Source organism: Prevotella sp. 885, from assembly GCF_002265625.1.
Taxonomy (GTDB): domain Bacteria; phylum Bacteroidota; class Bacteroidia; order Bacteroidales; family Bacteroidaceae; genus Prevotella.
This window is the reverse complement of the sequence record NZ_NOVE01000035.1, coordinates 1-15,509: the sequence shown is the minus strand read 5'-3', so window position 1 is coordinate 15,509 and position 15,509 is coordinate 1. Positions and strand designations below refer to the sequence as shown.

General features: G+C 52.4%; 9 protein-coding genes and 1 pseudogene. 6 read left to right on the top strand and 4 right to left on the bottom strand.

Annotation, left to right across the window (positions count from 1 at the left end):
• Positions 1-9: 9 nt before the first annotated feature.
• The 3 genes from CHL74_RS10415 to lysS form a co-directional block, all read right to left on the bottom strand.
• Positions 10-1,368, bottom strand: a complete 1,359-nt coding sequence (locus CHL74_RS10415; protein ID WP_094881091.1) for a glucose-6-phosphate isomerase — start codon at positions 1,366-1,368, stop codon at positions 10-12.
• Between the two features lie 48 nt (positions 1,369-1,416).
• Entirely contained in the window at positions 1,417-2,412 is a 996-nt protein-coding gene (locus CHL74_RS10410) for an NAD(P)H-dependent glycerol-3-phosphate dehydrogenase (RefSeq protein ID WP_094881090.1), read from the bottom strand.
• Between the two features lie 63 nt (positions 2,413-2,475).
• Positions 2,476-4,206: a lysine--tRNA ligase gene (lysS, locus tag CHL74_RS10405; protein WP_094881089.1), complete on the bottom strand. Its 1,731-nt coding sequence runs from the start codon at positions 4,204-4,206 to the stop codon at positions 2,476-2,478.
• A gap of 421 nt (positions 4,207-4,627) precedes the next feature.
• On the opposite strand from lysS, the pseudogene CHL74_RS10400 reads away from it, so the two are divergent.
• From CHL74_RS10400 to CHL74_RS10385, 4 genes and pseudogenes are all read left to right on the top strand, one after another.
• Positions 4,628-5,551, top strand: a pseudogene (locus tag CHL74_RS10400) (metallophosphoesterase).
• 17 nt (positions 5,552-5,568) lie between these two features.
• Positions 5,569-8,355 carry a TonB-dependent receptor gene (locus CHL74_RS10395; protein WP_094881088.1) on the top strand — a complete coding sequence of 929 codons (2,787 nt, stop codon included), beginning with the start codon at positions 5,569-5,571 and terminating at the stop codon, positions 8,353-8,355.
• A gap of 63 nt (positions 8,356-8,418) precedes the next feature.
• Positions 8,419-9,798 carry a hypothetical protein gene (locus CHL74_RS10390; protein ID WP_094881087.1) on the top strand — a complete coding sequence of 460 codons (1,380 nt, stop codon included), beginning with the start codon at positions 8,419-8,421 and terminating at the stop codon, positions 9,796-9,798.
• 231 nt (positions 9,799-10,029) lie between these two features.
• Positions 10,030-11,520, top strand: coding sequence for a Na+/H+ antiporter NhaC family protein (locus tag CHL74_RS10385; protein ID WP_094881086.1), 1,491 nt, complete (start codon positions 10,030-10,032; stop codon positions 11,518-11,520).
• Here the strand turns inward: CHL74_RS10385 and CHL74_RS10380 are convergent.
• Positions 11,495-12,430 carry a cation diffusion facilitator family transporter gene (locus CHL74_RS10380; RefSeq protein ID WP_094881085.1) on the bottom strand — a complete coding sequence of 312 codons (936 nt, stop codon included), beginning with the start codon at positions 12,428-12,430 and terminating at the stop codon, positions 11,495-11,497. The two genes, CHL74_RS10385 and CHL74_RS10380, sit on opposite strands and share 26 nt — an antisense overlap.
• Positions 12,431-12,692: 262 nt before the next feature.
• Between CHL74_RS10380 and CHL74_RS10375 the strand changes: the two genes are divergently transcribed.
• Positions 12,693-13,091, top strand: coding sequence for a hypothetical protein (locus tag CHL74_RS10375; RefSeq protein WP_141241302.1), 399 nt, complete (start codon positions 12,693-12,695; stop codon positions 13,089-13,091).
• Positions 13,088-15,046, top strand: coding sequence for a carbohydrate-binding domain-containing protein (locus tag CHL74_RS10370; protein WP_094881083.1), 1,959 nt, complete (start codon positions 13,088-13,090; stop codon positions 15,044-15,046). Before CHL74_RS10375 ends, CHL74_RS10370 begins: the two co-directional genes overlap by 4 nt.
• Positions 15,047-15,509 lie beyond the last annotated feature (463 nt).

The following is a 15,509-nucleotide window of genomic DNA, read 5'->3' as shown; positions in this document are numbered from 1 at the left end:
CCCTTTATGTTACTTCTCGTTAGCGAGGCGCTCCTGAATGGCCTTGCTCTCTGCCTCGTAACCCGGCTTGTTAAGAAGAGCGAACATGTTCTTCTTGTAAGCCTCAACACCCGGCTGGTTGAACGGATTGACCTCCTCAAGGAGTCCGCTGATGCCGCAAGCCTTCTCAAAGAAGTAGATGAGCTGACCGAGGTAGTAAGCGTTAAGCTCAGGCACGTTGATGCGGATGTTAGGCACACCGCCGTCAACGTGAGCGAGGCGTGTGCCCAGCTCTGCCATCTTGTTGACCTCGTCCACACGCTTGCCTTCGAGGAAGTTCAGACCGTCAAGGTTCTCGTCGTCGTGCGGGAAGAGGAGCTTCTCGTTAGGAGTCTCTACGCTGATAACAGTCTCGAAGATGGAGCGCTCGCCCTCCTGAATCCACTGACCCATAGAGTGGAGGTCTGTGGTGAAGTCGCAAGCTGCGGGGAAGATGCCCTTCTGCTCCTTGCCCTCGCTCTCGCCGTAGAGCTGCTTCCACCACTCAGCGAAGTAATGGAGCTTCGGCTGGAAGTTGGCAACAATCTCAATCTTCTTGCCAGCCTGTGTGTAGAGTGCCTGACGTGTGGCTGCGTACTGAGCAGCGAGGTTGTCAGCGAAGGGAACGTCCAGAGCGCAAGCCTTCTCCATGTCAGCAGCACCAGCAACGAGCTGCTTAACGTCGAATCCGGCAACAGCGATAGGAAGAAGACCCACCGGAGTGAGTACAGAGAAACGACCACCCACGTTGTCGGGGATGATAAAGCTCTTATATCCCTCCTTGTCAGCACATGTGCGGGCAGCGCCCTTCTTGGCATCAGTGACAGCCACGATGACGTCCTTAGCCTCCTCCTTGCCGCGCTGGTCCTCACACTGCTTCTTGAGCAGACGGAAAGCGAGAGCGGTCTCAGTGGTAGTACCCGACTTAGAGATGTTGATTACACCGAACTTCTTGTCCTTAAGATAAGTGGTGAGCTCATAGAGATAGTCCTCGCCGATGTTGTTTCCGGCGAAGAGTATGGTGGGGTTTTTCTTGTCAGCAACAAGCCAAGCGAAAGAATTGCCGAGACCTTCGATTACGGCGCGTGCACCGAGATAGCTGCCGCCGATACCAGCCACAACCACTACCTCGCACTTCTCACGCAGCGTCTTAGCCACAGCCTCAATCTCCGCGAGGAAATCAGGAGTGATGGAAGACGGAAGGTGGAGCCATCCGAGGAAATCGTTACCTGCGCATGTGCCGTTCTCAAGAGCCTCTTGTGCGGCCTTTACCTTAGACTCATAAGCGTTGACTGCTCCTTCTGCGAGGAAAGAGGTAGCTTTTGTAATGTCTAAACTGATAGTTTTCATTGCTTTATAATTTATATAGTATATCTGAAATCGTTTTATCGAATGCCATTACCTGAACGAGTCGGTAAGCAGCTTTATCTCCACCTGCGGGCTGATGCGCTCGTAGAGGATGTTATATACAGCGTCGAGGATGGGCATGTTGACGTGATAATGACGGTTTTTCTCCTTCATACACTTTGTGCCGAAGAATCCCTCCGCTATCATCTCCATCTCTATCTGCGCACTCTTGACGCTATATCCCTTGCCTATCATCGTTCCGAATGTGCGGTTGCGCGAGAACTTGGAATATCCCGTCACGAGCAAGTCGCCGAGATAAACCGAATCGTAGACGCTGCGCTCAATGGGATTGATGGCAGAGAGGAAGCGCGACATCTCCTGTACGGCGTTAGAGATAAGCACCGCCTGGAAGTTGTCACCATAGTTGAGTCCGCTGCAAATGCCGGACGCTATGGCATAGACATTCTTGAGCACCGACGAATACTCGATGCCGATGACATCGCTGGACGTCTTTGTCTTGATAAACTCCGAGTCGAGCACCTCACAGAAAGCCTGTGCCTTATCGCGGTCAGAGCATCCTATGGTAAGATAGGAAAGTCTCTCGAGAGCCACTTCCTCAGCGTGTGACGGTCCTCCGATACATGCAAGGTTGCAGTCGGGCACATCATACACCTCATGGAAATACTCCGAGCATGCGATGTTGTCCTCCGGCACCAAGCCCTTGATGGCGGTCACAATAAACTTGTCGCGCAGCCTTGCCTTCAGCTTCTTCAAGTGGTTCTTGAGGTAAGGCGAGGGCACAACGAATACCAGCGTGTCGTAAGCTTCCACAATGCGATTGATGTCGCTGGAGAAGAATATCTCGTCTGTGTTGAAGTGTACGCTGGTAAGGTAATTAGGATTGTGACTGATGCGCTTAAACTCCTCTATGCTGTCGTCGCGGCGCATATACCATCCTATGTGATGGGTGTGACCTATCACAATCTTGGCGATGGCAGTCGCCCAACTGCCACCTCCAATAATTGCTATTTTTCCGAGATTGTACACGCTCTTTGATGTTTAACGGGTTAATGCTTGATGTTTAAAGAAATGCTCGCAGACGAACACTTCCTAAACATTGCTCTTCTCAATCCACTGCTGGATTTCGTCCACAGAAGGCTTCTCGTAGCCGAGCTTATACTTCTTGTTTATCTCGCCGATCTTCTGCTGCAGACCCTGCGGCTTTTCGTCGCGGATGTCCGAAATGAGATTAAATCCAGCCTTGCGGAGAACGTAAGCCCACTCCTCAGGAACGCCGATCTCAGCCCATTCCTTGATGGTGCTCTGCGGCATCTTCTTCTCAGGCTTCATCTGCGGGAAGAAGAGCACCTCCTGAATGAATGTCTTGCCTGTCATGAGCATCACGAGACGGTCAATGCCGATGCCGATACCTGACGTGGGAGGCATACCGTACTGGAGAGCACGGAGGAAGTCCTGGTCGATGATCATAGCCTCATCGTCACCCTTGTCAGCAAGCTTCATCTGGTCGATGAAACGCTCCTCCTGGTCGATGGGGTCGTTAAGCTCCGAGTAAGCGTTGGCAAGCTCCTTGCCGTTAACCATAAGCTCAAAACGCTCTGTGAGGCCCGGCTTTGAGCGGTGCATCTTTGTGAGCGGCGACATCTCGACGGGATAGTCGGTGATGAATGTAGGCTGGATGAATGTGCCCTCGCAGAACTCGCCGAAGAGTTCGTCGATGAGCTTGCCCTTGCCCATTGTCTCGTCCACGTCCATACCCTTCTCAAGGCAGAATGCGCGGATTTCGTCCTCTGTCTTGCCATTGCAGTCGAAGCCTGTCTTCTCCTTGATGGCGTCAAGGATGGGAAGGCGGCGGTAAGGAGCCTTGAAGCTGACGATGTTGCCGTCAATCTCGCGCTCCGGCTTGCCGTTTACGGCTATACAGATAGTCTCAAGGAGTTTCTCCGTGAACGACATCATCCAGTTATAGTCCTTATACTGAACGTACAGCTCCATGCAGGTGAACTCAGGGTTGTGGTTGCGGTCCATACCCTCGTTACGGAAGTTCTTGCCGATCTCGTAAACACCCTCGAAGCCGCCTACGATAAGACGCTTCAGATAAAGCTCTGTTGCGATACGCATATACATATCCTGGTCGAGAGCGTTGAAGTGTGTGATAAACGGACGTGCAGAAGCGCCACCGGCGATAGCCTGCAATGTCGGAGTCTCCACCTCTGTGTAGCCAGCCTCATCGAGCACTCTGCGCAGTGTGCGGATGACAGTGGCACGTTGGAGGAATGTGTCCTTCACGCCGTCGTTAACGATGAGGTCAACATAGCGCTGACGATAGCGAAGCTCAGGATCGTCGAACTTGTCGTATGCCACGCCGTCCTTATACTTAACGATCGGCAGCGGCTTGAGGCTCTTCGAGAGGAGCACGAGTTCCTTTGCATGTACCGAAATCTCGCCGGTCTGTGTACGGAACACGAAGCCCTTTACACCGATAAAGTCACCGATGTCGAGGAGTTTCTTGAATACTGTATTATAGAGTTCCTTGTTCTCGTCGGGGCAGATCTCGTCACGAGCCACGTAAACCTGGATGCGGCCCTTCGAGTCCTGCAACTCAGCGAAGCTTGCCTTACCCATCACGCGGCGGCCCATCATTCGTCCGGCTATCACCACCTCACGCGGCTCGTCCTCGTCCTTGAAGTCGGCTTTGATGTCAGTGCTGAAAGCGTTTGTGGGGAATTCGGCTGCTGGATACGGGTCGATACCCATATCGCGGAGGGTCTGAAGGCATTGTCTTCTTACAATCTCTTGTTCACTAAGTTCTAAGATATTCATATTTGGATATTATATTTTATGATCTTCGTTACACGTTACGGCAATACATAATAGCCCATAACAACTGCAAAATTACGAAATAATTTCGTCTTTCGCCCTTAACACTTACTCTTTATGCGTGTTATTAAGCATTTTTCTTGATTCATTCCGTAGTCTGCGAGTTTATTATATATTAAATATATGTAAGCACAAATATAGCCATTATTGCCGAATAGTAAGATTGACAGAAAGCACATTAACCAAGATTAACGCTTTTTCTGATTGTTAAGTCATCTTAAAGTCTATGTAATACCATTGCAACATGATACTCATAATTTTGCGGCGTGAAACAATAATTATAAATCATAAACAGTCAGAAAGAACAATGAAAAGAATGAGATTTTCAGGAAACGGCATCGTTGCGCTTATCGCAACAGCCATTATGTTGATCAGCGGCTTGCAGTTGCATGCACAGACACCCACAGAATGGAAAAAGCTGAAAGGCGACGTAACACTCTACATGGCTAACGACCTCGGACGCAATGGCTATTACGACCAGAAGCCCATCGCCGAACTGATGGGAAACATGGCGAAGGCCACGGGCTTGGAATGTGTGCTTGCCGTCGGCGACATCCATCACTTCAACGGCGTGGCCTCAGTGAACGACCCGTTGTGGACCACCAACTTCGAGCAGGTTTATTCGCATCCAGAACTGATGCTCGACTGGTTCCCCGTTCTTGGCAATCATGAATATCGCGGCAACACTCAGGCTGTACTCGACTATGGTAAGGTGAGCCGACGCTGGATGATGCCGGCACGCTATTACACCAAGGCGTTCGAGAACAAAGGCACCACGCTGCGCATCGTCTTCCTCGACACCACACCGCTGATTGACCGTTATCGCGAGAACAGCGAGAAGTATCCTGACGCTTGCAAGCAGGACTATCAGGCACAGCTCGACTGGCTGGACCGCACACTTAAGACAGCCAACGAAGACTGGGTGATCGTTGTAGGTCATCATCCCATATACGCCGAAACATCGAAGGCTGAATACGAGCGCACCGACATGTAGAAAAGGCTGTTGCCCATCCTCCACAAGTATAATAATGTAGCGATTTACGCCTGCGGACACATCCACAACTTCCAGCATATACGCATGAATGGCGACAACATCGACTACGTGGTCAACTCATCCGCTTCGCTTGCACGTCCTGTGAAGAAGACTGTCGGCACAGTGTTCTGCTCGCCTGCCGACGGCTTCTCCATAATCTCCGCCAACAAGAAGCAGCTGAGAATGTCGATGATTGACAAGGAAGGTAACGTGATACACTGCATAGAGAAAAACAAATATCGGAAAGAAACGTAACAAAAAGATGCAATAACATGAAACGAATTCTAATCAGCGCTGCTCTCATTGCCGCTTCATCAGCCGCAGCCTCAGCCCACACCCTCGACGGCATAGTCAAGGACCATCGTACGGGCGAACCGCTTATCGGCTCGGTGATTGAGGTAAAGGAGTTGCCGGACGTGAAGACAACGACGGGGCTGGACGGTTCGTTCACCCTGCACGAACTGCCTGACAAAGGACGCTATACGCTCGTGGTGAGATACGTATCTTACAAGACCCGCGAGATTCCCGTGGATGTGTCTGACAAGGGCATCGTAAGCATATCGCTCGACGAAGACCTCAAAGAACTTGGTGAGGTGGTAATCAAGGGACACAAGGAGAGCCATTCTGACCGCAGCGCCATCAACTTGGAGAAGACTGCCGGCAACGTACTCAACGTGATGAGCCAGCAGAGCATCCAGCTGTCGCCTGACGTCAACGTGGCAAGCGTGCTGCAGCGCGTGTCGGGAGTGACAATGGAGCGCGACGCTTCCGGCGAAGCCTCATACGCCATACTCCGCGGCATGGACAAGCGTTACAACTATACGCTGGTCAACGGCGTGAAGATTCCGAGTCCGGACGACAAGAACCGATACATACCGCTCAACATATTCCCCTCTGACCTCATGGACCGCCTCGTAGTGTCGAAGTCGCTTACTGCCGACATGGAGGGCGACGCTGCCGGTGGCGTGGTGGACATGGTGATGAAGGACGCACCATCGCATTTCCAGATACAGGCGAATGCCGCCATAGGCATGAGCGACTATTTCTGGAAGGACGGACGCGATTATCTCTCATCAGACCGCAGCGACTACACACACAAGTCGCCTTACGAAGCTAACGGCAAGGACTATAAGGCGCAGACATCCGACTTCGCCAATGGTCCTACCAAGATAACCACCCACTCCACTCCTGCTCCTAACTTCATAGGCGGACTCTCCGTCGGCAACCGCTTCTGGAAGGACCGCATCGGCGTCATGCTCGCAGGAAGCATGCAGAACGTTTTCCGCGGAACGGAGCGTACATACAACTCAGTAAAAATGGCGTCTGGCGAACAGGCGATGTACATCTATTCGCTCCAGCACCGCTACTACTCCACTCATGACCTCACAGCCGGCGTCCATGCCAAGGTGGACCTGCAGCTGGACAATCACAAGCTGGAATGGTATAACATGTACATACGCACCAACTCGAAGGGCGTACGCTACAACAACTCCATCAACACGGAGTATATAGGTTCTGATACGTACACACAGGACGACGAAACCCGCTCTCTCTCGCAGACACAGACCATCTTCGCCACACATCTGAAGGGTACGCATCACCTCACACATGACCTGACAGTGGACTGGGCTGGCATCTTCTCGCAGGCAAAGGAGGAAGATCCTGACCGCGTCTATCTCACTCTTACCAACACCGTTCAGTCACCGGACGGAGTGGACGGTTCGCTGTGGTCAGCTGACAAGAACATTCTGAAGACGCTGCCGAAGAGCATGGAACGCCGCTTCCAGCACAACACGGACAAGGACTGGGCTGGCTACATCAACTTCTCCTACGACACCCACTTCGCTCACGACGTAGACGCTACGTGGAAGGCTGGAGGACAATATCGTCGCAAGGAGCGTGGCAACCGCTACTACTCGTACATCTTCAACCCCGCAAACATATCTCAACAGCTGGACGGCAACGGATTCGATCAGTTTGCATCCATCGACTGGACCTGCAAGACTCCTTACTCACAGGCTTCGCAGCTCAATTACGACTCGAAGGAACACATCGGCGCGGCATACGCTATGGTTACGCTGAAGAGTAAGGCTGGAGAACTTAACGCCGGATTGCGTGCTGAGCACACCAATCAGATTTACACCATGCTGCAGAAGTTCCGCAACATGGGTCAGGTTGGCGAACAGAGCTATTGGGACTATCTGCCGTCAGCATCCATCAAGTGGACTCCGACAAAGAAGATGAACGTGCGCCTCTCTTACTATCGCTCCATCAACCGACCGGGATTCTACGAGATAGTACCTTATCAGATCATGGGCGAGGAATATCAGGAGAAAGGCAACCCTAACCTGAAGCGTGCCCGCATCGACAATGTGGACCTGCGTTGGGAATGGTTCCCGTCAGCCACGGAGCAGGTGCTTGCCGGCGTGTTCTACAAGTATCTGAAAGATCCTATAGAGCAGGTGTTCGTGGCTTCTGACGGCAAGCTGGGCAGCGGAGCCGACGCTTACTATATGCCTGACAACCTCGGCAACGCCAAGAACTACGGCTTCGAGATTGACGTAGTGAAATACATCCGTCACTTCGGAATCAAGGCCAACTACACCTACACCCACTCTGCCATCACAACGACGAAGCGTGAGTATAACGTGGGTAGCGCGGAATACAAGCAGGGAGTGAAGCAGACTCGTCCGCTTGTAAATCAGGCTCCTCACACAGCCAATCTCTCGCTGCTCTACAAGGACACCAACTATGGATGGAACGCACAGCTCGCCGCTTCCTATACCGGCACTAAGCTGGCTCTCGTGTCGCCCTTCAAGGACGCCGACCAATGGGACAAGGCTATGTTCGGACTCGACCTCAGCGCTGAGAAGAAGTTCGATTGCGGCGTTTCCATATTCATGAAAGCCAACAACCTGCTCGACGCAAAGCGCGAACGTTATCTGAAGACAGTCAACGAGAGCAACCTGCAATATGAAGGACAGCGATCGGACAAGACCATCGTGGGAACATACAAGTATGGCAGGACATTCCTTGTGGGCGTGAGAGTGAAACTGTAAGCTTCACGCACGAATGTTTAATAGTTATAATATGTATTATTCACATTAAATAAATCGAACAATATGAAAACCAAGAATATAGCTGTAATGCTTGCCATCGCAGCAGCAGGAATGGCTGCCACATCATGCGAGAACGACAACATCAATCCTTACGACTATAACACCAACGGCAGCAGCAACGAAAACCAAGGATCTGCGGATGTGCTGAAGACAGCCATTGCCGAATATCCCGCAGGATCAGTGGTATGGACAAGAGACACCACTCTGGCGGAAAGCGTGGAGATACCTGTGGGCACATCGCTCTACATCGAGCCGGGCGTGACCGTCACATGCAAGTCGGACGTGCAGGTGCCCATCGAGATTGTGGTGCTCGGCAACCTCTATTGCATGGGAACAGCCGAACATCCCGTGACTTTCACCTCCGACACGAAGAAGCCGGAGTCGTGGGGAGGCATCATCTGCGGATATAACTCTGAGGAGGTGGTGCTCAATCATGTCGACCTTGGTTATGCCGGAGCCACACCTACCGAGTCGTCCGTCTCGTTCCAGAACAAACTCTTCAAGACCACCATCGACGGCGGCGTACCTGCCTTCCACTTCTGCAACGTCAACGGAAAGTTCGTGATGGCAGACTGCTTCCTGCACGATAACTACAACGACCAGACCTACTTCACCGGCGGTCAGGGCGTGATTTATGACTGCATCTTTGCGGACAGCGGCAATGCTGCCGATGGCGGCGAGGCAATAAACGTAAAGGCGGGATGTAAGCTTGACGTAGCCAACAACATCATCTATAATGCCTGTACCAATGCTTTCAAGCTCTCCAATTCCGGCAACAGCGAAACCATACCTTTGACGCAGATGACTGTATATAACAACACCATCGTCAACTGTGGATGGCGTCGCTCGAAGAACAAGAAGGGTGGCAGCATCTGGCTGGAGAAGGCCATCGCACCGACATTGGTAAACAATCTCGTCTATGACTGCCGTTACGGACTGAAGCAGCCAAAGAAGGACAGCGCTGACCTCGAGCACTCCCGCGTAGCTCCCAACTATTACTTTGCTTCCACAGAGACCGGCGTTAAGCAGATGGCAAAGGATGCTGACCTCAGCATCTGGAGCGACCTCGACATAAAGAGCAGCGTAGCAGGACAACTCAATCCGCTGTTCAAGAACTTTAAGCAAAGCGATAAGATGAACATCAACTGCGAGGTGGACGACGTGGAGAACGGAGCACCGCTCGCCTTCGACCGTTCATGGAACTTCAACGTGCAGAACAGTAGCCCTGCCCTCTCTGGCGGCGTGACTGACTTCTCGCGCATCTTCCCCACCGGACTGGCATTCTTCGGTATGAAGAAGGTGATGTTCTTCGACATCCACAACGACCAGAACTATTACTTCACGGCTCCGACACCGACTTCACGTTTCGGAGCAACGCTATAAGGAGTTGAGAGTTGTATCAAGTTGAGAATTGATACAACTCTCTTCTCTTTTTGTATATTCATACACCAAGCATTCGCTTTTTCATAAATATTCATCACCTTCGTTGTTTTATTCATTATTATCCTTCGTAGATACGGCTATTCTTCGTAACTTTGCATAAGAAAAGAAATGTTGCATAATTATGCAACACATAAACGAAAAGATAACAAAACTCATAAAAACTCCAGGATAATGAATAACGAAAAAACCACAAAACACGAACAGCATCTTAAGAAAAGGCCATCGGTGATGATGGCATTGATGCCACTGGCAGTGCTCGTCACTATGCTTACGCTCACCATCCGCGCTTTCGGAAGCAACTCACTGGAGGGTGCTTCGCAGATAACCCTGCTCATAGTGTCGGCGTTCTGCGTGCTTGTAGGCATGGCATATCTCAACGTGCCATGGTCAAGCTTTGAGAAAGCCATAACGAAGAACGTATCGAGCGTGTCAAGCGCACTCATCATTCTCCTTCTCATCGGTGCGCTTGGCGGCACATGGATGATAAGCGGCGTGGTGCCCACACTCATCTATTACGGCATGCACATCATCAGCCCCGATGCTTTCCTCGTCTCGTCATGCGTCATCTGCGCCCTTGTCAGCGTGATGACCGGATCGTCATGGACCACCATCGCCACCATTGGCATCGCGCTGATGGGCATAGGCAAGGCACAGGGCTTCGCGGAAGGCTGGGTGGCTGGCGCCATCATCTCCGGCGCTTACTTCGGCGACAAGATTTCGCCGCTCTCCGACACCACCACGATGTCGTCCGGTGCGCTTGGCGTGCCGCTGTTCAGCCACATCCGCTACATGTTCATAACGACGGTGCCGTCCATCGTCCTCACCCTCATCATCTTCACTGTGGCAGGCTTTTTCTGCCAGGGATCGCAGTCCACTGACGTGGCAGCATTCACCGGAGCTTTGCAGCAAAGATTCTGCATCACGCCATGGCTGTTGCTCGTGCCCTTCTTCACCGGTGTTCTCATAGCACGCCGTGTACCGCCGGTCATAACGCTGTTTCTTTCAACGGTGATGGCAGTGGGCTTCGCCATCGTCTTCCAGGCTGACGCCCTGCACGAAATCGATCCGTCCCTCTTCAGAGCAGCCATGAAGAGCGCCTACGGCAGCACGTCGCTCGCCACCTCTTCACCCATGCTCACCGACCTTGTAGCCACACGCGGCATGAGCGGCATGATGGGCACCATCTGGCTTATCATCTGCGCCATGTGCTTCGGCGGATGTATGTCGGCTGGCGGCATGGTCAGCGCCATCTCACGCCTGTTTATCCACATGGTGAAGGGACGCACGTCGCTGGTGGGTGCCACAGCCGCCACGGGCGTAATGCTCAACGTGGCTATAGCCGACCAGTATCTGTGCATCCTCCTTACGGGCAACATGTTCCGCGACGTATATGACCGTGAAGGCTATGAGCGCCGACTGCTCAGCCGCACCACGGAGGATGCCGTCACCGTGACGTCCGTGCTGGTGCCGTGGAACACGTGCGGCATGACGCAGAGCACGGTGCTCGGCGTGTCTGCTTTCACATACCTTCCTTATTGTTTCTTCAACATCATCTCGCCACTCATGAGTGTGGCTGTTGCAGCTTTAGGCTATAAGATTTTCCGTAAGAAAACAGCCGAAGCTGAGGTCACCGCGGTCAAGGCTGCGGCTGTTCCTGCCTGACAGCAGGATCCTCATAGTGTCCGTTCACCTTCACCGGTTCGAGGTGAATGCTGATGTGCGTGTCGGCACCAAAGCGTTGCTTCAGCCGTTGTTCTATCTCGGTGGCGTGATGATGTGCCACGTAAAGCGACGTCTCGCCAGGCATACGCACATGCATCTCTATGGCAATGCGATTGCCGATGCGGCGCGTGCAGAGATTGTGCACCACGCTGACCTCCTTGTCCTCACTCACGATTTTCTCTATCTCGTCCTCCGTCTCCTTCGGCAGGCTGCCGTCCGTCAGCTCGCCCACGGCTTTAGAGAGCACGCTCCATGCCGCCTTCATAATGAAGAAGCTGACGACGATGGCGGTCAGCGGGTCGAGCACAGCCCATTTCTCGCCAAGAATGATGGCGCCACCGATGCCCACCGTAGTGCCGACGGACGAAAGGGCGTCGCTGCGATGATGCCAGGCATTGGCCACCACCGCTTCCGAATGGCAACGTCTGCCCACGCGCACCGTGAACCTGTAAGCCCACTCCTTCAGCACCACGCTTGCCACAGCAGCTGCCAAGGCTATGAAGCCCGGCTGCTGCAGCGGTTCGCCGCACATGGCATGGTAAGTCTTGGTTACGCCTGAATAGCATATCATCATGCCCACCACGAGGAGCGACACACCGATGATGGCACTGGCAAGCGTTTCGTACTTGCCATGACCGTAGTCGTGGTCGCGATCAGTGGGCTTGCTGCCAAGGCGCACGAAAACAAGGACGATGGCGTCCGTGACGAAGTCGGTAAGCGAATGGATGGCGTCTGCTATCATGGCAGCAGAATGTCCAAGGATGCCGGCGGCAAATTTAAAGGCAAGCAGCAGTATATTGATGATGCTGCCTGCTATCGTAACGCGATAAGTTTCTTTCTGTCTGTCCATAATTCATAAATGTTATTGTATACCTGAATTTGTTGTTATCTCTGTTATTATATATAAAAGCGAGGCAAAAGTAATAATAAATCGGAATAAGTGATAACATTCCACCATACTTTTTTCCCAGATTCTTTGTTAATTGAGAAAAGTTGCCCATTGGTTTATTTTATTTTACATTTTCAAGCTAATGCGCTAATTTTGTTGCAAAAACGAAGCGAACCAATTGGTTAACAAGACAAACAATTATTAAAGAAAGGAGAAAACCGGAATGAAGCGGACATTAATTTCGATGCTGACATTACTGGCTGTGACAGCCGCGTCAGCAGACAACTACAGCTATCTGGCTTTCCAGACAGCGGACGGCTCTACACGTAGCATTGGCGTGGAATCGTTGGAGATGACCTTCTCCGACGGAAAGCTCATTGCGTCCAACGGCACAGAATCGTTGGAGATAAGCGTAGCTGACCTCACTCGCATGTTCTTCTCGTCGGAGGCCACTGCCATCAAGGACATCAGCCTGGACGCAGACAGCCCCGTGAAGGCCTACACCGTTGAAGGGGTATGCGTGGGAAGCTACGACAACATGGCGAGCGCGTCTGCCAACATGGGCAAGGGAGTGTATATAGTAAAAGGCGAAAAGACAACACATAAAATTACGATAAGATGAAGCAGATGTTTTCCACTCTCATCATAGGTGCGGCTATGACCGGCATAGCCACCTATGCTGAAGCCCAGACACTGAACGTGGTCGTGGGCAACGTGACGTACGCCATCCCTTCTTCGCAAGCCGGCGACATGAACTATGCCAACGGATCAACGCTGACCGTAATGGGAAAGACCATAAACGTAAGCGACATCACACGCATGTACGTTGACAATTCGGAGGTGGAGGACAACACCGTGAGCGTCTCTTACAACGGTACGTCGGCTACGGTGACCGTGGCTGGCAACGTGGCACAGTATGTAACGCCCACCGTAAGCGGAGCCCACGTGAGCATCACGCAGGACGATGCGGTCAGCGACCAGACCTGCGGCGAGATTGTCTATGCGCTCACGGGAAGTTCTGAAGACGGCGGGTTCGCCATGAATGGTTCGTACAAGGCTTCCATAGAGCTGCGCGGCGTTTCGCTAACCAATCCCTCGGGAGCGCCTCTCGACATCCAGAACGGCAAGCGCATCAGCCTCAGCATAAAGAAGGACACAGAGAACACGCTCACCGACGCCACTGGAGGCAGTCAGAAGGGATGCATCGTCTGCAAGGGTCACCTTGAGCTGAAGGGCAAGGGCGTGCTCAATGTCTACGGCAATACGGCGCATGCTGTATATGCCAAGGAATATGTGGAAATGAAGAACTGTACGCTGAACGTGCTCTCTGCCGTGAAGGACGGCATCAACTGCAACCAGTATTTCCTTCTCGAGAGCGGTGCGCTCAACATCTCTGGCGTGCAGGACGACGGTGTGCAGGTATCGTATAAGGACGACACGGACCGCGAGGCTGAGGACACTGGCACCATCACCATCGCCGGCGGCAGCGTCAACATCGCCGTGACCGGCACTGCCACCAAGGGTCTGAAGGCTGACGGCGACGTCATTGTGTCTGACGGCGACATCACCATAACCACATCCGGAGGCGGCAAGTGGGACGAAGAGGACGCCAAAACAAAGGCTTCCACTTGCATCAGCGCCGACGGAAAGATTCAGATTGACGGCGGAACGCTCTCGCTCACCAGCACAGGAAGCGGCGGCAAGGGCATCAGCTGCGACGACGAACTCGTCATCAACAACGGCGACATCACCGTAGTGACATCGGGCGGAATGTATGCTTATGTGAACGGAAGGGAATACACCGATTACACGGGCAATACCGACTATCTGGATTCTGACCAGAAGTCGTCGCCGAAGGGCATCAAGGCGGACGGCAACGTCACCATCAACGGTGGCAACATCAAGGTGACGACCACCGGAAACGGTGCTGAGGGCATAGAGAGCAAGAATGTGCTGACCATCAACGACGGCACCATCGTGGTGAACTCCTGTGACGATGCCATCAACTCGTCCTCACACATGTATATAAAGGGTGGCGACGTCACGGTTGTGGCAACAGACAACGACGGTCTCGACTCTAACGGCAACCTATATATCAGCGGCGGCGTGATAAGGGCGTTCGGCACATCTTCGCCAGAATGCGGCATCGACGCCAATGAGGAAGAAGGCTATTCCGTCATCTTCACCGGAGGCACGCTCCTCGCCGTGGGCGGCGGCAACTCAACGCCAAGAACATCGGAATCCACCCAGCCTTACGTTTCGGGCAGCATGTCGGTGTCTGCCGGCAACGAGATAACGCTGAAGAGCGGCGACACCGTACTCGCCACATTCACCGTCCCCGACAACTATTCATCGTCTAACCAAGGCGGCGGTCCCGGCGGATGGGGCGCTCCTGCTAACGCTGGTCCAGGCGGTGGCGGTCCCGGTGGCGGCGGCGGATGGGGCGGCAGCTCCGTCCTCATATCGTGCGCAGGACTGACCTCCGGCAGCAGCTACACCATAACCTCCGGCACATCATCATCTACAGTAACAGCTACCACCACCGGCAACGGAGGCGGAGGCGGCAGACCATGGTAAGCGGCGAAAGCACCTAAATAAAAACATTTAGCCCCACCCTAACATCAAGTTTCGGGTGGGGCTAATTGATATAGATTCCATCTCTTTCAATTTGCTTCAAAAGCATAGGGTTCATATTTTTGCGGAGTCGAACAATATCAACAGGCTTACCAAAGAGTTCTTGTAGTTCTTCCTTGATAATTAGTTAGAATGTTGCCATCACAAAATCAACAATAAGCGGACCACTGGAAAAAGTGTGTGGATATCGTAGTACAATAAAAACACTATATTGTCCGTTTATAAAGTCAAAGAACGGATAAATATGGAAAAGTATAGACTCCTTGCAGAATGTCTTTTGCCCGAACACATGCTGGATTGGTTCGACCTTAAAGACGTGTTTGTAGAGCAAAAGAAAGAAACAAAGCTTGTTCACATATACCTTGACGAAAACGAGCTGAGACCAGGTGACAGAACCGATATTCGT